The sequence below is a fragment of the Mesorhizobium sp. M0074 genome (genome assembly GCF_040322975.1).
In the GTDB taxonomy this organism is placed as follows: Bacteria; Pseudomonadota; Alphaproteobacteria; order Rhizobiales; family Rhizobiaceae; genus Mesorhizobium.
Map to the genome: position 1 here is coordinate 217,151 of NZ_JAMYUM010000001.1, position 23,101 is coordinate 240,251.

A 23,101-nucleotide genomic window follows, 5' to 3' on the forward strand; every position below is an offset into this window, starting at 1 on the left:
TATGCCGCGGCAAAGCTCAGACCGTGGGATCACAGGGCCAATCGCAGTGGCGCCATCATGCAGGTCAGAACGGATTCCAGGTCGCGCGCTGGGTGAGCTTGAGGTAGCCGAGATTGACGCCGAGACGAGCGCCGACGCCGGTACGGATCGGCACGAGCAGCACATTGTTGTTCTTCAGCACGTTGAAGCCGACGCCGGCGACGACATAGGCGGAGCCGGCGACGCCGCCAAAACGATTATAGAGGCTGCTCACATCGTCGAGATTGTAGACCAGCATCATGACGCGCGAGCCCTCGCCGCCGAAATCCCAGCCGAGCGACGGGCCTTGCCAGAACACTTTGTGGTCGCCGGCATTCTTGGTGTAGAGCGTGCCTTCGCCATAGGTCAGGCCACCGATCAGCGCCCCGGACCCCTCTTCGCCGAGCAGATAGCCGTTCGGCAGGCCATAGGTGGCGAAAATCTTCTCGACGACGGTGGCGAGCCCGCCCGATGTAGCGCCGAAGAATTTATGACCGGAATCGACGATCTCCTGCGCGGTGTATTCCTGCGCCCGCGCGGCCGATGCCGAAAAGGCGACAAGGCCGATGAGGGCGATCGTCATTGAGATGACACGGAAAAAAGTCCGGTCGTAGAATCGGGAAACCATGCTTCCAATCTCCGTCAGGGAGCACTTTCGCCGACGCCTCGCACCCGTACGGCTCTTTGGCGGCCGTTAAGGATGACTGTTAGGGGCAAACTATGCCGTAATCCTTTTTCAACCATTAAACTCCCACATGAAGATGGCGGTTCGAAGGCTGTTTCACATCGCCCGCGCAGCACCCTGCTGCGTGAACACGCCATTTTCGACAATCATGATTTCGGATTTGTTGCTGCACGCACAAGCGCTGTGTATTCAGAATGCTTGGGAGAGAGCGTGATTCGTGTGGACAGGCGTGATCATGATCGCCCGGTCATTGTGTTGTGAAATTTGCAGGGATTTTTGCCGATGGCCGAGCTTTTCACCCTTTCCGCACCCGATCTGGCAGCGCTGCTGTGCAGCCGGGTCTGCCACGACATCATTTCGCCGGTCGGCGCCATAAACAACGGGCTTGAGCTGCTCGACGAAGGCGGCGCCGACGAAGACGCCATGAAGCTGATCCGCCAAAGCGCCAAAAACGCCTCCGCCCGCCTGCAATTCGCCCGCATCGCCTTCGGCGCTGCCGGTTCCGCCGGCATGCTGATCGACACCGGGGACGCCGAGGCCGTGGCCATCGCCTTCCTGAAGAACGAGAAGCCGGAACTGATCTGGAACGGAACCCGCGCACTGTTGCCCAAGAACAAGGTCAAGCTGCTGCTCAATCTCATCCTCGTCGCTAACGCCGCCATTCCGCGCGGCGGCAGGCTGGTGGTCACGCTGGAGAACCTGGAGACCGAGCCGCGCTTTGCGCTCGCGGCGAGCGGCCCGATGCTCCGCGTGCCGCCCAAATTCCTGGAATTGCATTCCGGCCACAGGCCGGAAGAGCCGATCGACGCGCATTCGGTGCAGCCCTATTACACGCTGCTCCTGGCCCGCGAAGCCAACATGACGATTTCGATCCATGCGACCGCCGACGAGATCGTCCTTTCTGCAGTCTGAAGTTCTGCTAAGAGCCGGAAAAGTATTTTTCTCCAAATCATATTTGCGGCGTCGTCTTAACATCTGTGAGACCGGCTTGCAGATTGATTGCGTGAAGCATTGCGAAAGAATATTTCACTAAAAAACACCTTCAGGAAAATTTTACCTAACGGCTTTTCGGCTTCTTTACCAGATCGGCCTATGTTCCCCGGCAGATGCCACGACGCTGTCGGTTTGCCGCATGGCAAAGAGGGTCCGGGAATGAAACGCTGCATGTTCGTCGACAATTCGAGCGTCATCAGGAAGGTTGCAAGGCGTATCCTGGGCGGTTCCGGCATGATGGTGATCGAAGCCGCCAGCGGCCATGAGGCGATCGAGATGTGCGCGGTCGACATGCCTGATATCATCGTCGTCGACGGCGCCTTGCCGGACATGCAGGCGCAGGACCTCATCCGCCGCGTGCGCGCCATGGAAAGCCCGGTAGTGCCGCAAGTTTTGATTTCGCTGGTCGAGGTCGACGTCGGGGCGATCATGCGGGCAAAGCGCGCCGGCGCCCAGGGCTACCTGCTGAAGCCGTTCAACCGGCCGCAACTGCTCGAGTGCTTCCGCGCCTTGAAGATTGCCGCCTGATCAGAGCCTGTTCCATTCCGACGAAAATCGGATGAGCTCTATCTCGTTGTTTTACCAGGTTGTTTTCCGAAAGCCGGCGCCCATTTTGGGATCATGCCCTTGCTTCAGGCGCTGACCCGGATATCTTCAGGCTCACGCAGCACATAGCCGCGGCCCCAGACGGTCTCGATGTAATTCTGCCCGCCAGACGCGGCGTCGAGCTTCTTGCGCAGCTTGCAGATGAAGACGTCGATGATCTTCAGCTCCGGCTCATCCATGCCGCCATAGAGATGGTTGAGGAACATTTCCTTGGTCAGCGTGGTGCCCTTGCGCAGCGAGAGCAGTTCCAGCATCTGATATTCCTTGCCGGTCAGATGGACGCGCTGGCCACCGACTTCAACGGTCTTGGCATCGAGATTGACCACCAGGTCGCCGGTGGTGATGACCGACTGGGCATGGCCCTTGGAACGCCGCACGATGGCATGGATGCGGGCGACCAGTTCGTCCTTGTGGAAGGGCTTGGTCATGTAATCGTCGGCGCCGAAGCCGAGGCCGCGCACCTTGTCCTCGATGCCGGCCATGCCGGAGAGGATGAGGATCGGCGTCTTCACCTTGGAAAGGCGGAGTGTTCTCAACACTTCGTAGCCCGACATGTCGGGGAGGTTGAGGTCGAGGAGAATGATGTCGTAATCATAAAGCTTGCCTAGATCGACACCCTCTTCGCCAAGGTCGGTCGTATAGACATTGAAACTTTCTGATTTCAGCATCAGCTCGATGCTTTGTGCGGTTGCACTGTCGTCTTCTATCAGCAGAACGCGCATTTCATTCCCCTTTTCTGCTGCCGGACCATTTCACGACCCGTCCAGGACCGGAGCAGTGATTGCCCTGAGCAGAGGCTGCCATCGAATGGTTAATAAAACCTAATTCCCCGTCCGTGACGGTATCAGATTTTTTAACCCCTTTCTACACCTTGTTGAATCCAATAACGAATCACAGACCCAAACCGTTAATGCGGCACATTAATAAGCCAGACTAAGTGACTCTTCGGACTCGTTGGCCAGGTTTCGCGACGAGAAGCAGAATTTTTACCCGCCCTTAAGTCCTGAGCCGTATGATTAACAATGCCCGTAAACGAATGGTTACCGCCGGCAAAAAACTTTAGGAGTTTGTTTCCCATAGTTCGGGGAAAGCCGGTGGAAACGGGTCAAGCCTGGGCCTTGCCGGGTGAATTGGACGATATGTGCAGGTGTGCGTTTCCGGGAGTACCGAATCATGAAGTCACGTGAAAACCTCGTTCGGCTGAAGCAATTTCAGGTGAGCGAGAAGCGGCGGCAACTGCTGCAGCTCGACATGATGATCGCCGAATTCGAGCGCATGGCCGTCGAGCTGGAACTTCAGATCGCCGCCGAAGAGAAGAAGGCCGGCATCACCGACATCAATCATTTTGCTTATCCGACCTTCGCCAAGGCGGCACGCCTGCGCCGCGACAACCTTAGAAATTCGCAAAGCGACCTCGCCCAGCAGCGAAATGTCGCCGAATCATTGTTGAGCGAAGCCGAAGCGGAGCTTTCCAAGGCCGAGATGCTGGAATCGCGCGACACCAAGGCGCGCGACACGGAAGCCGGCGGCCGCAGCGCCATGATCGGCTGAAAACAAGACTTTAACGCGCGTCGCGCTTGCGCGCTATTGCTGCGCACCGAACTGTGCCCGCCTCAGGCATCCAGATCTTCTTGCTGTTCCGCCGCCCGTGCGCGCGCATTTTTGATGTCGGGCACATGCTGCTCCGACCAGGCTCTGATCTGATTGAGCAGTCCTGCCAGGTTCTGGCCAAGTTCGGTCAGCTCGTATTCGACCCGCGGCGGAATGACCGGGAAGATTTCGCGCCGCACAAGGCCGTCGCGTTCGAGGATACGCAGCGTCTGCGCCAGCATTTTCGGCGTGATGCCTTCGAGCTTGCGCGCCAATTCGCCGTTGCGGAGCCGGCCGCGGCGCAGCGCACAGATCACCAGGTAGACCCATTTGCTGGCGAGCGTCTCGAGCACGGCGTGTGACGGGCACGACCGCCGAAAGGCGTCATAGCCGAAAGGGGAAACATCTTCACTATCCATGAGGTGCGTATATATCAAAAAGGTACATACTAGACAAGAGAATGTAACTATCCAAATGATAGTGGTACATCAAAACCAGCAGGAGAGCCTTCCATGCGTGCCATTATCCAGAATTCCTTCGGCGGACCCGACGTCCTCGTCATTGCCGATCGCCCCGCGCCATCACCCGAGGCCGGCGAAGTGCTCGTCCGCATCGAGGCGGCCGGCATCAATCCGGTCGATGGTGCGGTGCGCGGCGGCCACTATCCGCTGCTCGGCGAGCCGCCTTTTGTCCTTGGCTGGGACGTTTCGGGAGTTGTCGAGGCGCTGGGCTCCGGCGTCTCCGGCCTCAAGGTCGGCGATGCCGTGTTCGGCATGACGCGCTTTCCCAAACAGGCGGCAGCCTACGCCGAACTCGCCGCTGTCCCGGCTGATGAGCTTGCGCCGAAACCTGAAGGCATAGATCACGCGCAAGCCGCCGCGCTGCCGCTGGCCGGCCTGACGGCCTGGCAAGGCCTTGTCCGCCATGGCCGGCTCGATTCTGGCAAGCGCGTGCTGATCCACGCCGGAGCCGGCGGCGTCGGCCATCTGGCGGTGCAGATCGCCAAGGCGCACGACGCTCACGTCGTCGCGACCGCCAGCCCGGAAAAGCTCGATTTCGTCCGCTCGCTCGGCGCCGACGAGGTGATCGACTACACAAGGGATGATTTCACCGGGAAGGCCCGCGACATCGATCTGGTTCTGGACCCGTTCGGCGGCGTGCATGCGGAGCAATCACTGAAAGTGCTCACGGCCGGCGGCGTTCTGGTGTCGCTGCTCGATGTCAGCGATGCCACCAAGGCAAAGGCCAGGACGCGAGGCATCCGCGTCGAGCGCATGTCCGTAGTGCCCGACCGTGCCGCTCTGGTGGAGCTCGGCAAATTGATCGACGCGAAAAAGCTGGCCGTCCACGTGGCAAAGGCGTTTCCGCTCGAACAGGCCGGTGCCGCCCATGCCTTTCTCGCCACCAGGCCGATCGGCAAGGTGGTGCTGACGGTCTGAAATTGCAGATCGTCGCCCCTCGCAAACGTAAGGGCGCTGATCAGCGCCCTTATCGGCCTAATGCCGGTATTGCTGGATGCGCGTGGTGCGCAGGCCGGCAAGGCCGTATTCGTCGATCGACGCTTGCCAGGACAGGAATTCCTCGGTGGTGAGCTTGTAGCGCTGGCATGCCTCTTCGAGGCTCAAAAGCCCGCCACGCACCGCCGCCACCACTTCCGCCTTGCGCCGGATAACCCAGCGACGTGTGTTTGTCGGCGGCAGATCGGCGATGGTAAGTGGGCTGCCGTCTGGCCCGATAACATATTTGACTCGCGGTCTAATTAGATCGGTCATCGTACTCTCTACAAAAAACTCAAAGACCCAATCCCCACCACATTACCGCCACAGCTTTAAAATTTGCCTAAGCAGACCCTAATGGTTAGGTAAGGATCATGAACGCGGCGTTAGCCTTTTCATCGGCATTTGAAACATCTGCCGGCAAGCGCATTGAACCCGGCAGGAAAAATGAGCCGGTCCGGCAAAGCTGGCGCAGCCGAGACGCTTGACCTATATTCCGGCCATTGGCATTGAAGCGCCGCGCAGAACGAAAGAACCATGAACAGCCTCGATCTTCCCGGACGCCCCGAAAACACCCGCGTCGTCGTCGCCATGTCGGGCGGTGTCGATTCGTCGGTCGTTGCCGGCCTCCTGAAGCGCGAGGGCTACGACGTCGTCGGCGTCACGCTGCAGCTTTATGACCACGGCGCGGCGACGCACCGGGCCGGCTCATGCTGCGCCGGCCAGGACATCGACGATGCCCGCCGCGTCTCCGAGACGCTCGGCATCCCGCATTACGTCCTCGATTACGAGGAGCGCTTCCGCAAGGCGGTGATCGACCCGTTCGCCGAGAGCTATGTCGCCGGCGAAACGCCGATCCCTTGCGTTTCCTGCAATCAGACGGTGAAATTCGCCGACCTTCTTGCGACCGCCAAGGAACTCGGCGCCGACGCGCTGGCGACCGGCCACTACATCCGTTCCGGCGCCAATGGCGCCCACCGCGCGCTTTACCGGCCGGTCGACGCCGACCGCGACCAGAGCTACTTCCTGTTCGCCACCACCCAGGCGCAGATCGACTATCTGCGTTTTCCGCTCGGCGGCCTGTCGAAGCCTGAGGTTCGCGCCATCGCCGAGGAGATGGGACTGACGGTTGCGGCCAAGCAGGACAGCCAGGACATCTGCTTCGTGCCGCAGGGCAAATATTCCGACATCATCGCCAAGCTGAAGCCGGCTGCCGCCAATCCGGGCGACATCGTCCATATAGACGGGCGCGTGCTTGGCCGCCACGAGGGCATTTTGCGCTACACCGTCGGTCAGCGCCGCGGCATCGGCATCGCCTCGGGCGAGCCGCTCTACGTCGTTCATCTCGACGCCGACCGGGCCCGCGTCGTCGTCGGCCCGCGCGAGGCGCTGGAGACCCACAAGATCTTCTTGCGCAACATGAACTGGCTGGGCGATGGCCCGCTGACCGCTATCCCGGCGGCCGGGCTTGAGCTTTTCGCCAAGGTGCGCTCGACGCGGCCGCCGCGCCCGGCCGTGCTGCATCACCGCGCCGGTGTCACTTCGGTGGAACTGGTCGACGGCGAATCCGGCATCGCGCCCGGTCAGGCTTGCGTGCTCTATTCCGACGATGGCAACGAGGCGCGCGTGTTCGGCGGCGGCTTCATCGAGCGCTCCGAGCGCGGCGCCGAGGCCGAGGCGATGCTGACGCGGCTTGCCGTCCAGCCGGCGCGGGTTCCCGCCGAATAGACGGCGTTTTCTTTTAGGGCCTTGTATGGGCGGGCCTTGTATGGGCGACGGTGCCGGCGGTCAGGATGCGCAGCACGCGGATGGCCTCCTCGCCGCTGGTGCGCGGTTCGGCCCGCGTCTCGATGCAGTGGATGAAATGCTCCAGCTCGCGCGTCAGCGGCATGCCCTCACCGACCGCGACATAGGACGGCTCGTTGGCGGTGAACGCCCATTGGCCGCTGTCCTGCCACACCGCGTGGCGATAGACGGCAAGCTTGCGCTCCCACGGCTCGACATCGTCGAACACCGCCATCGCCTTGGTGCCGACAACGGTCAGCCGCCGTTCGCGGTAAGGGTTGAGCCGCGAGGCGAACAGATGGCCGCGCAGGCCGTTGGGAAAGCGCATGTGCAGATGCGCAAAGTCGCTGAGATTGTCGAGAAGAGCAGCGCCTTCGCCGCGCACTTCGACCGGTTCGGTGCCGGTGATGGCCAGGATCATCGACAGATCGTGCGGCGCCAGATCCCATAGCGCGTCGTTTTCGGTGTGGAACTTGCCGAGGCCGAGCCGATGCGAATGGATGTAGCGGACTTCGCCGAGTTCGCCATTGTCGATCAGCGCCTTCAGCGTCTCGAAGGCGGGATGAAAGCGCAGCACGTGGCCGACCATGAAGACACGGCCATTATCGGCGGCCGCCTGCACCGAGCGTTCGGCATCGGCCACCGTCAGCGCGATCGGCTTCTCCACCAGCACGTCCTTGCCGCCGAGCACGGCGCGCACCGCCATGTCGGCATGGAACTGCGGCGGCAGCGCCATGACAATGGCGTCGACATCGTCGCGGGCAAACAGCGCCTCCGGCTCTATCGCCAGGCAATCCTGCTCGCTGGCAAAACCCTCCGCACGCGCGGGGTTGACGTCCGAAACCGCATGCAGCGCGCCGAGCGCCTTTAGGGTGCGGATGTGGTTGCTGCCCCAGTATCCGCAACCGAGGACTGCAATGCGCGGTTTCATCAATTCATGACCATGGCTTTCGTGGCCGAGACATAGCGACGTGCCTCGCTGAACTCAACCCCGGCCTGTGCGCCCAAATGTCTGCCCGGCAAAGCTTTAGGCGCCAGCAATATGCCGGCGCGGCAGCCACTTCGATGCTTGACAGGCTTGGCCTCGCAACCTTATATCCGCGCGACCTTGGCGAACGCGCCGATATGCCTGCCGATTTAAGCTGGATTTCGGGCCTTCGCCGCCTTGGCGGGGTAGCTCAGTTGGTTAGAGCACGGGAATCATAATCCTGGGGTCGGGGGTTCAAGTCCCTCTCCCGCTACCAAATTCCAAGAAAAATCAGATACATAGAGATGTACGGTGCCAGTCGTCTCATGTAGCGGGTCGCGCGATTTTGCAATTTTGACACCCGGTTTTGCAGCAGGGCGCTTCTCTCAAGACAGGGCGATCCGATAGCTGCGAGGGCCATGACGTTTCGGTGCTCTAGATTGCACTCCCGTACAAGCCTCGAGACAACATCCCATCGCAGCGGTGGCTCTCCTACGCTTTCTTCAGAAATTCCGTCCGCAGAACCAGATTGCCTTTGTGCATTCAGCCCGTTGAGGAGATCGGCGAGTTCCTCGGGATCGTGCTGGTTCATTCCAACGATGGTTCGGCTGCCCATCTCGGCGGGCCGCCCGGTACGAGCATCATTGACGGTCCAGGTGCCGGTCGGATCCTGAAAAGGCCTGTAGCCCGCGGCGGCTCCAATCGAGTGGCCGGCCGAGATAAGGCCCATCGCCGGCGCCATCACGCGCAATCCGAGACGGCTGGCGACAAGACTGGCAGTGACGGGAACGGCCGCATGGCTTTGGTTCGAGGCGCAGGGCGTATCGCCCGGTTTTCTACAGCCTCAAGACAGATGCGCCACGCATCACTAATTGAATGCGCCGCATTTTAATATATGCTGCAAGACGTAGAGATAATATCTCAAAGCTGATCAAAAAGGGGGATGCGACCGTGATAACTGCTCCACAGTTGCGTGCCGCGAGGGCGCTCCTTGGCATCGACCAGCGCAGGCTTGCCGAATTGTCCGGTCTTTCCGTGCCGACAATTCAACGCATGGAAGCCAGCGAGTCGATTATTCGGGGTAACGTCGATTCTCTCATGAAGCTGATCGGGGCACTTGACCTCGCCGGCGTGGAATTGATCGCTGAAGGCGCCTCCAGCCAAATCGGCGGGCGCGGCGTGCGACTGAAAGCGGATTTTGACCCCGCCAAAATCCTTGGCGGGGTCGATACGGATGCCAAACTCCCCGTGAGGAGCGTGGCGTGATTTCGGGGGCCGCGGTCCTCCTGTGGGGCGTCGCTGCGCTCCTGGGGACTGCGGTGCTTGCGATTGCGGAAAGCCGCAGATCCGACTCGGGAACACGCCTGATCTACGGCTTGACGCTAGGTATATCGGCGGCCGTGCTCATGGTTCTCGCGAGCCGCATCGCCGACAATCCCGTCACCCCGTCGACTGTGGTGTTGCCTCTTGGATTGCCATGGATTGGCGCTCATTTCCGTTTGGATGCGCTCTCGACTTTCTTCCTCATCGTCGTCAACTTCGGCGGCTCCATGGCCAGCCTTTATGGCCTCGGCTACGGCAGGCATGAGTCTGCGCCGCATCGGGTGCTGCCGTTCTTCCCGGCTTTCCTAGCCGGAATGAACCTTGTCGTGGTGGCCGACGACGCCTTCACTTTCCTGCTTTCTTGGGAATTCATGTCGCTCGCCTCCTGGGCGCTCGTCATGGCGCACCATCGCGAGCAGGACAATGCGCGGGCGGGCTACATCTATCTCGTGATGGCGAGCTTCGGCACACTCGCGCTGCTGCTTGCGTTCGGCCTGCTCGCCGGATCCGATGGAACCTACACATTCGACGCGATGCGAGCCGCCGACCCGACCCCGTTCGCCGCTGCTTTCGTCCTGGTTCTCATGCTGCTGGGCGCCGGCTCCAAGGCTGGACTCGTCCCGCTTCACGTTTGGCTGCCACTCGCTCATCCGGCCGCGCCAAGCCACGTCTCGGCTCTCATGAGCGGCGTGATGACCAAGGTCGCAGTCTATGGCTTCATACGCGTTATTTTCGATCTGCTCGGTGAGCCGGCATGGTGGTCGGGCGTTGCCGTGCTTTTCCTTGGCGGCCTGACGGCGGTTCTCGGCATCCTCTACGCGCTGATGGAAAAGGACCTGAAGCGACTGCTTGCCTATAGCACCATTGAAAACATCGGCGTCATCTTCGTAAGCCTTGGTCTCGCGCTCGCTTTCAAGGCGAACGCCATGCCATCGGCTGCAGCGCTGGCCCTCACCGCCGCGCTGTTCCACGTCCTCAACCATTCCTTTTTCAAGAGCCTGCTGTTTTTCGGCGCGGGCGCCGTTCTGACGGCAACCGGAGAGCGGGATATGGAGAAGCTGGGCGGTCTCATCCACCGCATGCCCTTTACAAGTTTTGCCTTTCTCGTCGGTTGCGTCGCGATCTCGGCACTTCCACCCTTCAACGGCTTCGTCTCCGAATGGCTGGCCTTTCAGGCCATATTGCAGAGCCCCGATCTGCCACAATGGGGACTGAAGGTCATGGTGCCCGCCGTTGGCGGTCTGCTGGCGCTGTCAGCGGCACTGGCCGCGGCCTGCTTTGTAAAGGCGTTCGGGATTACATTCCTCGGCCGGCCACGCTCGGCCGCGGTGGAACTGGCGCATGAGGTCGACCGCTACTCGCTGGCGGCATTGTTCATTCTCGCTGCCCTTTGTCTCCTGGCCGGCATTCTGCCCGGTCTTGTGATAGACGGCCTCTCATCGGTGACACTGCCACTGATCGGCAGTCGGATGCCTGTGCAGATGGCCCAGCCCTGGCTGTCTATCGTGCCGATTGCAGCGAGCCGCAGTTCCTACAACGGCCTGTTGGTGTTCCTGTTCATCGCCTTTTCCGCATCCGCTGCGGCATATGTGATCCATCGCTTTGCATCACATGCACTCCGTCGGGGTCCCGCCTGGGGTTGTGGCTTCCCGGATGTGGTCCCGAGCTCGCAGTACACGGCCGTCAGCTTCGCGCAGCCTATCCGCCGCGTCTTCGGCACGTTCGTATTCCGTGCAAGGGAAACCGTCGAAATGCCGGCACCTGGCGAGACCGGTCCGGCTCGTCTGAATGTCGAAATGCATGATGTGATCTGGGAGACGCTGTACCTGCCTATCGGCCGGGCCCTCGACTTTGCGACCGACCACCTCAACCATCTGCAGTTCCTGACGATCAGGCGCTACCTGACCCTCGTCTTTCTCTTTCTCATTGTCCTGCTCCTGGTGCTCGCACTATGGCCGTGATTCTCGAGTTGGCCGTTCAAGGCGCGCAGATGGCGCTGGTGCTTTTGCTGGCGCCGCTCCTGACCGGATTCGTGCGCAAGGTGAAGGCACGGCTCTTGCGCCGCCAGGGTCCTTCCCTGATCCAACCTTACCGCGATCTCTTGCGGCTGATGCGCAAGGAAGTCGTTCTGGCGGACAACGCATCCTGGCTGTTTCGCGTGACGCCCTATCTGATCTTTGCCACCACCTGGGTCGGCGCGGCGCTCATCCCGACATTCGCCGCCGGCCTTACATTCAGTTGGACCGCCGATCTCATAGCCATTGTCGCACTGCTGGGAAGCGCCCGGTTCTTCCTGGCGCTGGCAGGCATGGACGTCGGCACGAGCTTCGGCGGCATCGGCTCGAGCCGCGAGGTGATGATCGCTTCGCTGGCCGAACCCGCCATGCTGCTCATCGTGTTCAGCCTGGCGCTCGTCGCGGGTGCTACGCAACTCTCAACGGTCGCCGCCTTCATGGGGTCACCGGAGGTTGGCTTGCGGGTGTCGCTCGGGATGTCGCTCATCGCCCTCGTGATGGTGGCGATCGCCGAAAACGCCCGCATACCCGTGGACAACCCATCGACCCATCTGGAACTCACCATGGTTCATGAGGCGATGGTGCTGGAATATTCCGGTCGCCATCTGGCGATGATCGAGTTTGCCGCCTTCCTCAAGCTTCTGCTCTATGTGTCGCTGATTTCCTGCGTCTTCCTACCTTGGGGCCTGGCGAGCGCCGGGGCAGGACTGGAATCCCTTGCTCCGGGTGTCGTCGCCTATTTTGGCAAGCTTGCCGTATGTGGCGTTCTCCTCGCCGTGTTTGAGACTGCCATCGCCAAGATGCGCGTCTTCCGCGTCCCGGATTTCCTCGGGGCAGCGCTGATGCTGGCCCTGCTTGGCACGCTCCTGCTGTTCGTCTCGCGGAGCCTCTGATGAACGGCCTCACCTTCGACATCGCTCACCTGCTCGCCGGCGGCCTAGTGCTGGTCAGTTTCATGATGCTGTATCAGGATCGCCTCTTTGCTCTGATCAACGTTTTTGCGCTTCATGCAATCGTGCTGGCCCTGTCCGTAGCTTGGCAGGCATACATTCAGGACGCGCATCATCTCTACGTCACGGCGGCGATCGCCCTCGTCTTCAAGGCGATCGTCATTCCTGTCGGGCTTCATCGCATCATTCAGCGGCTCGGCATCCATCGTGACGTCGAGACCGCCGTCGGCATCGGTACGACGATGCTTGCGGGGATAGGCCTGGTGACCCTGTCCATGGTCCTGATGCTGCGCGTCACTCCCGAGGCTGATCCCCTCGCCCGCGAGGACCTGGCTTTCGCGCTGTCCATCATTTTGCTGGGGCTGCTGGTGATGGTCACCCGCCGCAACGCCGTCAGCCAAGTTGTCGGATTCATGTCGCTCGAGAACGGTCTGGTCCTCGCCGCCACGGGGGCCAAGGGCATGCCTCTGGTCGTCGAGATCAGTGTCGCCTTCTCGATCCTTATCGCCTTCATCGTCATCGGAGTCTTCCTGTTCCGCATCCGCGAGAGGTTCGACTCGGTGGATGTCGGCGCGCTCGACGACTACAGGGGAGAACACCGTTGACCGCGTTTTCCCTCGATGCGGTGGCCGCCATTTTGCTGATACCGGTCTTCGCGGCCGCACTTCTGGCGGCGCTGCCGAAATACCGGATATCGGCGGGCGTCAATGTCGCTGCGAGCTTGCTGACCTTGCTCGCCGCCCTGTCGCTTCTTGTCACCGACCGCCCGCAGCCTGGGCAGTATCTGCTCGTCGACGATCTCAATATCGTCTTCATCGTGCTCAACACATTCGTCGGCTTCACCACCAGCGTCTTCAGCGCTTCCTACATTGCCCACGAACTGGAGAGCGGGCGGCTGACAGTCCCGAACTTGCGGTTTTATCACGCAATGTACCAGGTCATGATGTTCGGCATGAACCTGGCGTTCGTGTCGAACAATATTGGCTTGATGTGGGTGGCGGTGGAGCTTGCCACGCTGACCACCGTGCTCATGGTCGGCATCTACCGCACGCACGAAGCGCTGGAGGCAGCCTGGAAATATTTCATTCTGGGCAGCGTCGGCATCGCGCTCGCACTGTTCGGCACCATCCTCGTCTACATGGCTGCACAGCCGGTTGTTGGCGAGGGGACCAATGCGATGGTCTGGACGGTGCTCATCGCTCACGCCGCGCGCTTCGATCCGGCTCTGCTCAATGTCGCCTTCATCTTTCTGCTGCTCGGCTACGGGACAAAGGTCGGCCTTGCGCCCTTACATGCCTGGCTGCCAGACGCGCATGCTGAGGGTCCAACGCCGATTTCCGCAGTGCTGTCGGGCTTGCTGTTAAACGTCGCGCTCTATGCCGTGCTGCGCTTCAAGCTATTGCTCGCGGCAAGCCCGGAAGCGATCGCACCTGGGCCATTGATGATCACGATGGGACTGACGTCGCTTGTCTTCGCGGCCTTCATGCTCTACCGCCGCCGCGACATCAAACGCCTGTTCGCGTACTCCTCGATCGAGCACATGGGCATCATCGTGTTCGCCTTCGGCATAGGAGGCCCGCTCGCCAATTTTGCCGGGCTGCTGCACATGGTCATGCACAGCCTGACCAAGTCGGCGATCTTTTTCACGGTCGGCCACATTGCCCAGGTCAAGGGGACACAGAACATCGCCGAAATCCGGGGACTGACGGAAACACATCCTGCCCTTGGCTGGGCGCTCGTCATCGGCGTCGTTGCCATTGCCGGCCTCCCTCCGCTCGGTATCTTCATGAGCGAATTCCTGGTCGTGAGTTCGACATTTGCAAGACACCCTCTTTTGGCGATGCCGTTGGTTTTCGGGATTCTGCTCGCTTTCGGCGCCCTGCTGCTTCGACTGACCGGCGTCGCTTTCGGCGAACCGCGCGGCAGCACTGCACCCGCCGAGGCGTCCTACATTCCGATGTATTCCCACTTGGCGTTGGTGTTTGCCGCCGGCATCTATCTGCCGCCACCGCTGGTCACATGGTTCCAGCACGTCGCAAGTATCCTGGGGTGAGCAGAGGAGAGAAAGAGCATGCCCGGGCTGATCGACCTCATCCTTGCTGGCCAACGTGTCGAAAATCATTTCCCGTGGTCGCGCGCCGTGGTGACTCCGAAAAAATGGGGCTTTGCCGTCGAGCAACTGGCCGAGGGCCACTGGAGCTTGCTCGGCCTATGGGGTGAGCCAGGCGCCGTCCACATGGCACTTCTCGATGAAAGCGCCGGGGACATTGGCGTCGTCAGCCTGGAATGCCCCAGTGGCCGCTACCCATCGGTCGGCCGGCTGCATCCGCCCGCATTGCGCCTGGAACGTGCGGCCGCTGACCTGTTCGGGCTCCTACCACAAGGTGCGCCTGATACACGACAGTGGCTTGATCATGGCCACTGGGGTGTCAGCTATCCGTTGAGTACCCGCGTCCGGACGTCTGCTGCGACTGCCTTCCCGTACAGTTTCCTGCCTGCAGAGGGGGAGAGCCTGCATCAGATCCCGGTCGGGCCCGTGCATGCCGGCATCATCGAGCCGGGCCATTTCCGGTTCACGGCGAGCGGTGAAACGGTCGTCCGGCTGGAGCAGCGCCTCGGATACGCGCACAAAGGTATAGAAGGCCTGATGGCGGGGTCCGACATCGACCGTGCGGCCAAATTGGCGGGCAGAACCTCTGGCGACAGTACCGTGGCATACTCCCTCGCTTTTGCCCGCGCGGTCGAGGCGGCGCTGGGTGTCCAGGTTCCCCCACGCGCGGTCTGGCTGCGAGCGCTCATGGCCGAGTTGGAGCGCCTGGCCAATCATCTGGGCGACATCGGCGCTATCTGCAATGATGCCGCCTTCGCGCTCATGCATGCCCACTGTGGGGTGCTGCGTGAGCGCGTATTGCGGGCAAGCGATGCTGCCTTCGGTCATCGTTTGATGCGCGACTGCATCGTGCCCGGAGGCGTGGCAAGCTTCCTGAGCGATGAGGGCACGACAGCGCTCAGGTCCCTGATCGCAGAGATCAGGCAGCGGTTTCCCGCGCTGGTCGAGCTCTACGACAACACGGCGTCGCTGCAGGATCGGACTGTCGCGACTGGCCGGCTGAAGGTGGAACTCGCTCGTCAATATCGCGCCGGAGGCTACGTTGGCCGGGCCTCCGGTCGGGACTTCGATGCCCGACGCAATCTCGCTTATCCACCCTATGGCGAACTCGCCTTCGATGTACCTCTCCTCCAGGAAGGCGATGTGAACGCCCGTGTATGGATTCGTATCCACGAGGTCGAACAGAGCCTGTCCCTGATCGAACAAGTCCTGCGACAACTGCCAGACGGGCCGATCCGCGTCGATTTCGCGCAGACAAACCGATCGCATGAAGGCATGGCGCTCGTCGAAGGTTTCCGCGGCGACATTCTGGCCTGGCTGCGCATTGGCAAGGGCGGCTTGGTCGAGCGCTGTCACCTCCGTGATCCGTCATGGTTTCAATGGCCGCTCCTTGAAGCGGCGATCGAAGGAAACATCGTTGCCGACTTTCCGCTGTGCAACAAATCGTTCAACTGCTCTTATTCGGGCCATGATCTCTGAAGGCACGCTGTCATGCGCAAGCTTCTTTTTGAAAGCCTGATACGCCCCCCTCTCACCGAGCGTCCGCCGTTGGCAAGCAGCACGGCAGTCGACGAACTCGCACGCGCGCTCGATGGGGCTGCTCACAAACGATTGGGGCGAAGCCTGTCGATCCGGGCGGTCGATGCCGGTTCCTGCAACGGCTGCGAACTTGAGATGCACGCGCTGAACAACGCCTTCTATGACATCGAGCGTTTTGGGATCCGGTTCGTCGCATCACCGCGCCATGCCGATGTACTGCTCGTCACCGGGCCGGTCACAAAAAACATGCGCGAGGCATTGAAGCTGACCTACGACGCAACACCCAACCCAAAATGGGTGGTCGCACTGGGAGATTGCGCAGGCAATGGCGGCTGTTTCGCCGGCAGCTATGCGGTGGTGCGCGGAGTGTCCGAGGCCTTGCCTGTCGATCTGCACATTCCAGGTTGTCCGCCGCCGCCAATCGAAATTCTGAAAGGCCTGCTCGCCTTGCTTGAGGGCGTGAATTCCAAGACTGGTGCTGCCCGAAGGTGACTATGTAGAGGCTTTGCCAAGGTTGGCCTTGTCGCTGCATAGATCCAACCAATGCGTAGCCGTGAGTTTAAGGGCATCAGCCAACCTCTGTCCCAAAACTGGAAGGCGCTCGGCGGCGAGAACGGCTAAAACGCCTGCTTTTTCGCCGGCAGCCCAGCACTTTCGATCGAAGGGGAACCCGTTCCCTAGTCCGAAATGGTTACTTGCGCTGCAGCTAATGTAGTTACAATCTTGTGCAGTCGGAAGCTGCATGGGCCGGCCAGGCGCGAATACCGCCTTCGCCGGCGTCTCAAAGCAGCCGACCACACGTTTGCGGTGCTCTAAGGGGGAATCAATGAGATTGACGATTGTTTGCGCGGCAATTGTGATGGCCGTATCCACCGCCGCCGTTGCGCACGAGAAAAAGAGAGTGGTCAGTACAGAAGTAACGTCGGCCTGCGCCGACCTGTCGGGCAGCACGATCAAGAAAAACAGGGAAACAAAATTGGATAGCAGTTCAACCGGAACTGTCTCCAGCGCGATTTCGAAAGACAAATCGGAGCCGCGCCTGGGATATGAAACGGTCAATCCTGCAATCATATCGATCTATTAGCTGAGGAAATAGCAGGCAGGTCTATCGGCGCTCAGGCTTCGGGAGCAGGGCATGGACCGACTCGCGGCCATTGCCTACGGAACATATTCAAGATCGATCAAGTCGGACGCCGCCGCGAAATCAGCCGTTAATCGCTTGGTGGCGGCGCTCGGCCTCATTGCGCATGCCTGCGCTCAATGTTTGATGCGGTCACGCATTGCGTACCAAAGCATGCCGAGCACATAGAGCGGGCCGCGCAGCGCCGTGCCGCCGGGGAACGGCAGCGGGCTTAGGGTCGAAAACAGATCGAGCCGCGAAGCATCACCGGTGATCGCCTCAGCGAGCAGCTTGCCCGACAGCGTCGACAGGATCACCCCCTTGCCCGAATAGCCATGCGCAAAATAGACGTCGCCATAGCGACCGACATGCGGCAGGCGCGATGTCGTCACCTGGCATTTGCATCGAAATCGCAGCCGAATGCAGCCATATCGGGCGTGGCGCTGTAGCCGAAGGCTGTGAGGTCGGAATCAGAAAGGCCACCTGCGCTCAACGGCCATTCGCTCGGCGGACCCGCCAGATGACATTACCGACGTCGTCGGCGACGAGCAGTGCGCCAGTCTGATCGATAGCGACGCCGACCGGCCGGCCCATCGCCTCGCCATTACGCCCGATGAAGCCAGTGAGCACATCTTCCGGAGGACCGCTCGGTTTGCCACCATGGAACGGCACGAAGATGACCTTGTAGCCGCTGTGCACGCTTCTATTCCACGAGCCGTGCTGGCCGACGAAGGCGCCGTTGCCGTAGGCCGAACCGAGCCGCGCGCCTTTGGAGAAGGTCAGTCCCAGCGAGGCGGTATGAGAGCCCAGGGCGTAATCGGGCTTGATCGCTGCCGCCACGAGATCGGGGCGCTGCGGCTTGGCACGTTCGTCGACGTTCTGTCCGTAGTAGCTGTAGGGCCAGCCGTAGAAAGCGCCGTCACGAACCGAGGTCATGTAATCCGGCACAAGGTCGTCGCCGATCTCGTCACGCTCGTTCACGGCGACCCAAAGCTGGCCAGTCTCAGGATTCCAGGAGAGCCCGTTCGGGTTGCGCAGGCCCGAGGCGAAGACCCGAGTGCGGCGGGTAGACCGATCCACTTCAAGGACAGCAGCGCGGTTCTTCTCCGCGGCTATGCCGTTTTCTCCAACGTTGCTGTTGGAACCAACGGTGACATAGAGCTTGCGTCCATCCGGAGTTGCGATCACGTCCTTGGTCCAATGATGGTTGAGGTCCCCGGCCGGCAAGTCGATGATCTTTTCCGGCGACGTGCTGACTCGGGTCTGGCCATTGGAGTAGGGGAAAGCGACGAGCGCGTCGGTATTCGCGACAAAGAGTTTGCCTTTGGACAGCGTCATGCCGAAGGGCGAATTGAGGCCTTCCGCGAACGTCGTGCGCACATCCGCAATGCCGTCGCCATCGGTGTCGCGCAGGAGCGTGATGCGGTTGGCGCTTTTGGTCGCGGCGCCAGCCCGCTTCATAGCTAGGTCCATGAAGACCTTTCTAAGACTGAAGCCTTCGTCATGCTTGGCAGGGGCATTGGTTTCAGCAACCAGCACATCGCCGTTCGGAAGCACATGTAGCCAGCGCGGATGGTCGAGGCCGGTGGCGAAGGCGTTCACTGTCAGCCCCTTCGCCGGGGTCGGCATACCTTCTTTCTGCCAGCCTTTCGCCTCGGCGATGTTAACAGTCGGGATCAGCGTCGGTCTTGGTTTCGGTAAAGTGGGGTTGGGGCCATAGCCGGATATTGCCCCGGTTTTTTGCGCCGGAATGCCAGCGCAGCTTGCCATGACGGTGCCCAACACCGCTACGAGTACGCTTCCTGGGAAGCCGGCATGCATCGGACGTCCTCCGCATGGATTTGTGTCGCGCTCTTTGTGCAAACGGAAGTCAGTGGCTTATTCTTCCAATTGCTTCGAAACAGCGGCGCTCGTAATCCGAGGGCCAGGAATTCGCGACAGATCTGCGCTCGGTAGAAATATGGCGCGAGAAGATTGTGGCAACCGCGCGAATATCTGTCGCGCAATATAAATCTCACATTTGTATCGCGCGAAATCGGTACGGCTTGCGCTTTTCGGTATCGAGTTGCTCATGGGCCAACATGCGTTCGAATGGAAGGAGACCGTGAACGGCGGGACCCACAATGACCCACCGATTGCACCAGCTGGTGAAACAGCTGTTGTTGCTGCTTAGCAAGACGCCGCAAATCTGCTAAAGTCTGCGGTGGGAGGAGACGGATATCCAATCGCTGCCGATAGCACATCCAAGTGTAGCGAAGGCGACACCCGGCGCATCACTTCCGCTCGCCTATTCCCTCGCGACGCTCTGCTGGCTCCTGTCGGCCGGCGTCTATATCGCCGCCAAGTGGGTTGCCCCCGAGATGCCGCCTTGGGCGCTCTGCTTCTGGCGGCTGACGCTCGCGTGCGCGATCCTGCTGCCTATCGTCCATCGTCATCACGGGGCGATGCTCGTGCTGATCCAATCCCGGGTGATCGAGGTGCTGGTCATCGGCACTATCGGGCTAACCTTGTGTCAGGGCATGATCTACACGGGCCTCAACTACACCAACGCGACAACCGCCGGCATCATCATGGCGCTGTCGCCGATCATGACCATGGTGCTTGCCCGCTTCGTGCTCGGCGAGCCCCTCGGTATCTGGAAAGCGCTTGGAGCGCTGGTCGCTCTGGCCGGGATGGTGGTGATCGTGGCGCGCGGCGACCTTGCCGCGCTGATGCAGCTGCAGTTCAATCCCGGCGAGTTGTGGATCGTCGGCAGCGCGTTTTGTTGGGGCCTCTACACCGTGCTGCTGCGTCGCGCCAAATTCGCTATCGAGCTTCTGCCGATGGTGGTCCTGCTGCTGGGAGCCGGCGCGCTGGCCGCACTGCCCTTCTATCTCTGGGAATTGTTTTCCGGGGATCGTTCGGCGCTGCATGCGAACGGCCTTCTGGCTCTCGCCTATGTTGCCGGCCCCGGCGGCGCTCTGATGTACTATCTCTACAACCGTAGCGTCGAGACGCTTGGTGCGGGGCGCGCCAGCATGCTGCTCTATCTCCAGACCGCCTTCGTCGCCGTTCTCGCTTATCTGGTCCTTGGCGAAAGCTTGCACGACTACGATCTCGCCGGCGCCGCCTTTATCATCGCCGGCCTGCTGCTCGCCACCGCGATCAAGCCGAGGCAGCGCACGGTGCGTGTCGCGTAGGCAAACATCAGTTCCGCTGCTTCGGCGAGCAGCTCGCAAAATCAGAGCGCCACCCGAAGCAAGCCGGGTCACTGAAGCCGGCTGTTGTGGCGCAGCACGAGGCCGACCGCGCCGAGCAATGCATCGTTCTCCGTGTGCTTGCCAACGATTATCCGCGTGCGCAGCGCCGGGGCCACATCGCGGGACTTGATGAGCGTGTGGCGTTCATATGATGCGATCAGTGGCGCCAGGAGAATGTCGCCCGCCAAGGCCATGCGGCCGCTGATGATGATGAGCGGCGGATTGAGAACCGAACCGATCAGGCCAAGGCCACGGCCGGCGAACTCGGCGGTGTCCTCGATCATCCGCAGCGCCCCCACGTCGCCCTCCTCGGCCATCATGATCACGTCGTCCATCGTGACCGGCCGCCGCACGATGCGCGAAATCTGCTCGAGCGGTCCGGCAAAGCTGGCATAGAGCTCCAGGCATCCTCGATTGCCGCACCGGCAAAGGTCGCCGCCGGGATCGATGCTAATGTGCCCGAATTCGCCGGCGCCGCCGGCGATGCCGCTCACCAGCCGACCGTGCTGGACAATGGCCCCGCCGACGCCCAGATCGACCTTGAACAGCACGAAATCGTCCTGGCCGACGGCCGCACCCCACATCAGCTCGGCAATGGCCGAGCAGTTGCTCTCATTGTCGGCGAAGATCGGCTGTTCAAGGACCGGCCCGAACACATCGCGGATGTTGACCCCGGCCCAGGTCGGAACGATACTCGCGCGCAGCACCACTCCTTCGCGGCTGACTGGGCCCGAGACGGAGACCCCAACCCCCAGGAGCCCCGCCATCGGCAGACCGTTCTCTTCGTAGCATCGGGCAATCACTGACTTGGCGAGCTGGGCCGCCTGTTGCGGCTGGTAGTCCAGACCCATGGGGATAGTTTGTTCGGCAACGAAAGAATGCGAGACGTCAGCGACGACACACCGCATCTCGTCGAGGCCCAGATGGATGCCGACGCAGGTGCCCGCAGCGGGATTGAGCGTCAATGTCGTGGCAGGCCTGCCGATACCCCTCGCCGCGTCATGATGGGCCGAGGATTCGATCACCATCCCAGATTTTCTCAAGCCGTTGAGCGCGGTTGAAACCGTCGACCGCGCCAAACCGGTAATGCGGGTAATTTGCGACGCAGAAAGCACGCCGCGCTCGCGCAGGCATCGGACGATCAGGCTCTCCGGCGACGCGGACGGCCTGTCGATCAGCCAATTTCTAAGCGAAGGTTTGTTCATGATGGGCACAAAGCACGTTGACTGATAGCCCAAATATGTCATCTTGGAAAGAACGGAGATTACTGAATCTCGCCGGCCACGACCTCAAATCGCGGGCCACAAGCGGTCGATACGAACCGTGCATCACATATGGGAGTGAAACGATGAAATACCTGAGGACGGCCTTTGCGGCCGCTACCGCCTTCACCTTGATTACCGGAACAGCCCTCGCGGAGCCGAAGACCAACCTCTTGCATCAATGGGCCACCGGATCGGACGCCCAGGCTATCGCCAAGCTCGGCGAGATGTTTACCGCCAAGGGTGGCACCTGGCAGCAGACCTCCATCGCAGGCCATACGGCCAATACCCTGGCCAAACTGCGTGCTGATGTGATCGCCGGCAACGCACCTCCCGCTGTGCAGCTCAAAGGCCCCGAGATCGCCGAATGGAACGAGACGGGCATGACAGCCAATCTCGACGACCTGGCGAAGGCGGAAAATTGGGAGAAGGTCGTCGCTCCCGAATTGCTGCCGGTGATGAAGCCGACCGGGAATTGGGTGGCCGCGCCGATGAACATCCACCGCATCAACTGGCTGTGGGCATCGCCGAAGGTCATGAAGGACGCGGGCGTCACCGAGATGCCGAAGACATGGGCGGAATTCAACGCCGCCTGCGACAAGATCGTGGCCAGCGGCAAGATCTGCATTTCGCACTCGACCGCCGACTGGACCGACTCGACCGTCTTCGAAGTGGTCGTGTACGGTCAGGACCTCGATCTCTACAAGAAAGCTTTCGTCGAGGGCGACGTCGATGCCATGCGCAGCGACGGCATGGTCAAGGCCTTCGAGCAGTTTCGCACCATGACCTCGAAGTACATGGACCCCGGCATGAACGGGCGTGACTGGGATACCATGTCGCATCTCGTCGGCCGCGGCGAGGCCGCCTTCCACATCATGGGCGACTGGACGATCGGCCTGCTGACGGCCGGCGGCTTCAAGGAGGGCACCGACTATGTCTGCGCTCAGGCGCCGACCGATTGGGGCAAGCCCGGTTTCATCTTGAATTCAGACTCCGTCGTGTTCTTCAAGCAGAAGGACCCGGACTATATCGAGGGACAGAAGCTGCTTGCCAGCATCATCCTGTCGCCCGAATTCCAGACCATTTTCAATCAGACCAAAGGGTCCATTCCGGCCCGCCTCGACGTCGATCTTTCGAACGGCTTCAATCCCTGCCAGCAACTCTCGCAAAAGGATCTGCAAGCCTCGATCGCCGCCGGCACGCTCGTGCGTTCGATGGCGCACAACATGACGGTTCCGCAAAAGGTCCGCGGCGCAATAATGGATAGCATCACGGAGTTTGTAGCAACGCCGGATATGAGTGCGCAGGACGCGGCCAATGCGATGGCGGATGCGGCCGAAGCGCAGAAGTGACGCTGCCGATGATGGCCGGGGGCGAAGCTCCCGGCCAGACCTCGCCGGAGC

The 23,101-nt window shown here is 61.1% G+C and carries 23 protein-coding genes, 1 tRNA gene and 2 pseudogenes; 15 read left to right on the top strand and 11 right to left on the bottom strand.

Annotation, left to right across the window (positions count from 1 at the left end; translation table 11 throughout):
• Positions 1-64: 64 nt before the first annotated feature.
• Positions 65-646 carry a DUF1134 domain-containing protein gene (locus NKJ73_RS01120; RefSeq protein ID WP_023679557.1) on the bottom strand — a complete coding sequence of 194 codons (582 nt, stop codon included), beginning with the start codon at positions 644-646 and terminating at the stop codon, positions 65-67.
• Between the two features lie 339 nt (positions 647-985).
• Between NKJ73_RS01120 and chpT the strand changes: the two genes are divergently transcribed.
• Complete coding sequence (gene chpT / locus NKJ73_RS01125) at positions 986-1,615, top strand: histidine phosphotransferase ChpT (protein ID WP_023679558.1); 630 nt, start codon at positions 986-988, stop codon at positions 1,613-1,615.
• 240 nt (positions 1,616-1,855) lie between these two features.
• A complete protein-coding gene (locus NKJ73_RS01130; RefSeq protein ID WP_023679559.1) occupies positions 1,856-2,224 on the top strand; it encodes a response regulator in 369 nt (122 codons plus the stop codon).
• A gap of 104 nt (positions 2,225-2,328) precedes the next feature.
• On the opposite strand, the gene ctrA is transcribed toward NKJ73_RS01130, so the two are convergent.
• Positions 2,329-3,024, bottom strand: a complete 696-nt coding sequence (gene ctrA / locus NKJ73_RS01135; protein ID WP_006203583.1) for a response regulator transcription factor CtrA — start codon at positions 3,022-3,024, stop codon at positions 2,329-2,331.
• Positions 3,025-3,475: 451 nt separating this feature from the next.
• Between ctrA and NKJ73_RS01140 the strand changes: the two genes are divergently transcribed.
• Complete coding sequence (locus NKJ73_RS01140; RefSeq protein ID WP_023719275.1) at positions 3,476-3,853, top strand: flagellar export protein FliJ; 378 nt, start codon at positions 3,476-3,478, stop codon at positions 3,851-3,853.
• Between the two features lie 62 nt (positions 3,854-3,915).
• Here NKJ73_RS01140 and NKJ73_RS01145 read toward each other — a convergent pair whose 3' ends face one another.
• Complete coding sequence (locus NKJ73_RS01145) at positions 3,916-4,311, bottom strand: winged helix-turn-helix transcriptional regulator (protein ID WP_352568054.1); 396 nt, start codon at positions 4,309-4,311, stop codon at positions 3,916-3,918.
• A gap of 93 nt (positions 4,312-4,404) precedes the next feature.
• Here NKJ73_RS01145 and NKJ73_RS01150 point away from each other — a divergent pair, with 93 nt between their 5' ends.
• A complete protein-coding gene (locus NKJ73_RS01150) occupies positions 4,405-5,331 on the top strand; it encodes an NADP-dependent oxidoreductase (protein ID WP_352568055.1) in 927 nt (308 codons plus the stop codon).
• Between the two features lie 57 nt (positions 5,332-5,388).
• Here NKJ73_RS01150 and sciP read toward each other — a convergent pair whose 3' ends face one another.
• Positions 5,389-5,664 carry a CtrA inhibitor SciP gene (gene sciP / locus NKJ73_RS01155; RefSeq protein ID WP_023679563.1) on the bottom strand — a complete coding sequence of 92 codons (276 nt, stop codon included), beginning with the start codon at positions 5,662-5,664 and terminating at the stop codon, positions 5,389-5,391.
• A gap of 261 nt (positions 5,665-5,925) precedes the next feature.
• Here sciP and mnmA point away from each other — a divergent pair, with 261 nt between their 5' ends.
• Entirely contained in the window at positions 5,926-7,116 is a 1,191-nt protein-coding gene (gene mnmA / locus NKJ73_RS01160; protein WP_023679564.1) for a tRNA 2-thiouridine(34) synthase MnmA, read from the top strand.
• Positions 7,117-7,129: 13 nt separating this feature from the next.
• Here mnmA and NKJ73_RS01165 read toward each other — a convergent pair whose 3' ends face one another.
• Complete coding sequence (locus NKJ73_RS01165) at positions 7,130-8,104, bottom strand: Gfo/Idh/MocA family protein (protein ID WP_352452922.1); 975 nt, start codon at positions 8,102-8,104, stop codon at positions 7,130-7,132.
• Between the two features lie 236 nt (positions 8,105-8,340).
• Here NKJ73_RS01165 and NKJ73_RS01170 point away from each other — a divergent pair.
• Positions 8,341-8,417, top strand: a tRNA-Met gene (locus NKJ73_RS01170).
• Here the strand turns inward: NKJ73_RS01170 and NKJ73_RS01175 are convergent.
• The gene (locus tag NKJ73_RS01175) at positions 8,412-8,882 is read right to left on the bottom strand and encodes a hypothetical protein (protein ID WP_352568056.1); all 471 of its coding nucleotides are present in this window, start codon (positions 8,880-8,882) and stop codon (positions 8,412-8,414) included. The two genes, NKJ73_RS01170 and NKJ73_RS01175, sit on opposite strands and share 6 nt — an antisense overlap.
• Before the next feature lie 209 nt (positions 8,883-9,091).
• On the opposite strand from NKJ73_RS01175, the gene NKJ73_RS01180 reads away from it, so the two are divergent.
• The 7 genes from NKJ73_RS01180 to NKJ73_RS01210 are packed head-to-tail and all read left to right on the top strand — an operon-like array spanning position 9,092 to position 16,569.
• Positions 9,092-9,406 (top strand): helix-turn-helix domain-containing protein, encoded by a 315-nt coding sequence (locus NKJ73_RS01180; protein ID WP_023675522.1) that lies wholly within the window; start codon positions 9,092-9,094, stop codon positions 9,404-9,406.
• Positions 9,403-11,424, top strand: a complete 2,022-nt coding sequence (gene hyfB, locus NKJ73_RS01185) for a hydrogenase 4 subunit B (protein ID WP_502896717.1) — start codon at positions 9,403-9,405, stop codon at positions 11,422-11,424. Before NKJ73_RS01180 ends, hyfB begins: the two co-directional genes overlap by 4 nt.
• Complete coding sequence (locus NKJ73_RS01190; protein WP_352568057.1) at positions 11,415-12,371, top strand: respiratory chain complex I subunit 1 family protein; 957 nt, start codon at positions 11,415-11,417, stop codon at positions 12,369-12,371. Before hyfB ends, NKJ73_RS01190 begins: the two co-directional genes overlap by 10 nt.
• Positions 12,371-13,033, top strand: coding sequence for a hydrogenase-4 component E (locus NKJ73_RS01195; protein WP_023675519.1), 663 nt, complete (start codon positions 12,371-12,373; stop codon positions 13,031-13,033). Before NKJ73_RS01190 ends, NKJ73_RS01195 begins: the two co-directional genes overlap by 1 nt.
• A complete protein-coding gene (locus NKJ73_RS01200) occupies positions 13,030-14,481 on the top strand; it encodes a hydrogenase 4 subunit F (RefSeq protein ID WP_023675518.1) in 1,452 nt (483 codons plus the stop codon). The genes NKJ73_RS01195 and NKJ73_RS01200 overlap by 4 nt, the downstream gene beginning before the upstream one ends.
• Positions 14,482-14,499: 18 nt before the next feature.
• The gene (locus NKJ73_RS01205) at positions 14,500-16,017 is read left to right on the top strand and encodes a hydrogenase large subunit (protein WP_352568058.1); all 1,518 of its coding nucleotides are present in this window, start codon (positions 14,500-14,502) and stop codon (positions 16,015-16,017) included.
• Between the two features lie 12 nt (positions 16,018-16,029).
• Positions 16,030-16,569 carry an NADH-quinone oxidoreductase subunit B family protein gene (locus NKJ73_RS01210; RefSeq protein ID WP_023675516.1) on the top strand — a complete coding sequence of 180 codons (540 nt, stop codon included), beginning with the start codon at positions 16,030-16,032 and terminating at the stop codon, positions 16,567-16,569.
• Here NKJ73_RS01210 and NKJ73_RS01215 read toward each other — a convergent pair whose 3' ends face one another.
• The 3 genes and pseudogenes from NKJ73_RS01215 to NKJ73_RS01225 all read right to left on the bottom strand — a co-directional run bounded on the left by NKJ73_RS01215 (position 16,570) and on the right by NKJ73_RS01225 (position 19,018).
• Positions 16,570-17,103, bottom strand: a complete 534-nt coding sequence (locus tag NKJ73_RS01215; RefSeq protein WP_352568059.1) for a hypothetical protein — start codon at positions 17,101-17,103, stop codon at positions 16,570-16,572.
• Positions 17,104-17,334: 231 nt separating this feature from the next.
• A pseudogene (locus NKJ73_RS01220) lies at positions 17,335-17,589 on the bottom strand (FAD-dependent oxidoreductase); the annotation flags it as partial.
• Between the two features lie 97 nt (positions 17,590-17,686).
• Positions 17,687-19,018 carry a PQQ-dependent sugar dehydrogenase gene (locus NKJ73_RS01225; protein WP_352568060.1) on the bottom strand — a complete coding sequence of 444 codons (1,332 nt, stop codon included), beginning with the start codon at positions 19,016-19,018 and terminating at the stop codon, positions 17,687-17,689.
• Positions 19,019-19,416: 398 nt separating this feature from the next.
• On the opposite strand from NKJ73_RS01225, the gene NKJ73_RS01230 reads away from it, so the two are divergent.
• The gene (locus NKJ73_RS01230) at positions 19,417-20,376 is read left to right on the top strand and encodes a DMT family transporter (RefSeq protein ID WP_031211408.1); all 960 of its coding nucleotides are present in this window, start codon (positions 19,417-19,419) and stop codon (positions 20,374-20,376) included.
• 68 nt (positions 20,377-20,444) lie between these two features.
• Here the strand turns inward: NKJ73_RS01230 and NKJ73_RS01235 are convergent, their stop codons facing one another.
• On the bottom strand, positions 20,445-21,464 hold the full coding sequence (locus NKJ73_RS01235) for an ROK family protein (RefSeq protein WP_352568309.1): 1,020 nt from the start codon (positions 21,462-21,464) through the stop codon (positions 20,445-20,447).
• Positions 21,465-21,467: 3 nt separating this feature from the next.
• Positions 21,468-21,683 (bottom strand): annotated as a pseudogene (locus tag NKJ73_RS01240) (ArsR family transcriptional regulator); the annotation flags it as partial.
• 101 nt (positions 21,684-21,784) lie between these two features.
• Here NKJ73_RS01240 and NKJ73_RS01245 point away from each other — a divergent pair.
• Positions 21,785-23,050 carry an ABC transporter substrate-binding protein gene (locus NKJ73_RS01245; protein WP_023675509.1) on the top strand — a complete coding sequence of 422 codons (1,266 nt, stop codon included), beginning with the start codon at positions 21,785-21,787 and terminating at the stop codon, positions 23,048-23,050.
• Positions 23,051-23,101 lie beyond the last annotated feature (51 nt).

Coding starts and splice junctions, on each gene's coding strand:
- NKJ73_RS01210 (WP_023675516.1), top strand. CDS start 16,030: ATGCGCAAGCTTCTTTTTGAAAGCCTGATACGCCCCCCTCTCACCGAG.
- sciP (WP_023679563.1), bottom strand. CDS start 5,664: ATGACCGATCTAATTAGACCGCGAGTCAAATATGTTATCGGGCCAGAC.
- NKJ73_RS01130 (WP_023679559.1), top strand. CDS start 1,856: ATGAAACGCTGCATGTTCGTCGACAATTCGAGCGTCATCAGGAAGGTT.
- NKJ73_RS01140 (WP_023719275.1), top strand. CDS start 3,476: ATGAAGTCACGTGAAAACCTCGTTCGGCTGAAGCAATTTCAGGTGAGC.
- NKJ73_RS01225 (WP_352568060.1), bottom strand. CDS start 19,018: ATGCATGCCGGCTTCCCAGGAAGCGTACTCGTAGCGGTGTTGGGCACC.
- NKJ73_RS01190 (WP_352568057.1), top strand. CDS start 11,415: ATGGCCGTGATTCTCGAGTTGGCCGTTCAAGGCGCGCAGATGGCGCTG.
- NKJ73_RS01165 (WP_352452922.1), bottom strand. CDS start 8,104: ATGAAACCGCGCATTGCAGTCCTCGGTTGCGGATACTGGGGCAGCAAC.
- NKJ73_RS01245 (WP_023675509.1), top strand. CDS start 21,785: ATGAAATACCTGAGGACGGCCTTTGCGGCCGCTACCGCCTTCACCTTG.
- ctrA (WP_006203583.1), bottom strand. CDS start 3,024: ATGCGCGTTCTGCTGATAGAAGACGACAGTGCAACCGCACAAAGCATC.
- NKJ73_RS01145 (WP_352568054.1), bottom strand. CDS start 4,311: ATGGATAGTGAAGATGTTTCCCCTTTCGGCTATGACGCCTTTCGGCGG.
- NKJ73_RS01235 (WP_352568309.1), bottom strand. CDS start 21,464: ATGGTGATCGAATCCTCGGCCCATCATGACGCGGCGAGGGGTATCGGC.
- chpT (WP_023679558.1), top strand. CDS start 986: ATGGCCGAGCTTTTCACCCTTTCCGCACCCGATCTGGCAGCGCTGCTG.
- NKJ73_RS01175 (WP_352568056.1), bottom strand. CDS start 8,882: ATGGCGCCGGCGATGGGCCTTATCTCGGCCGGCCACTCGATTGGAGCC.
- NKJ73_RS01195 (WP_023675519.1), top strand. CDS start 12,371: ATGAACGGCCTCACCTTCGACATCGCTCACCTGCTCGCCGGCGGCCTA.
- mnmA (WP_023679564.1), top strand. CDS start 5,926: ATGAACAGCCTCGATCTTCCCGGACGCCCCGAAAACACCCGCGTCGTC.
- NKJ73_RS01150 (WP_352568055.1), top strand. CDS start 4,405: ATGCGTGCCATTATCCAGAATTCCTTCGGCGGACCCGACGTCCTCGTC.
- NKJ73_RS01205 (WP_352568058.1), top strand. CDS start 14,500: ATGCCCGGGCTGATCGACCTCATCCTTGCTGGCCAACGTGTCGAAAAT.
- NKJ73_RS01120 (WP_023679557.1), bottom strand. CDS start 646: ATGGTTTCCCGATTCTACGACCGGACTTTTTTCCGTGTCATCTCAATG.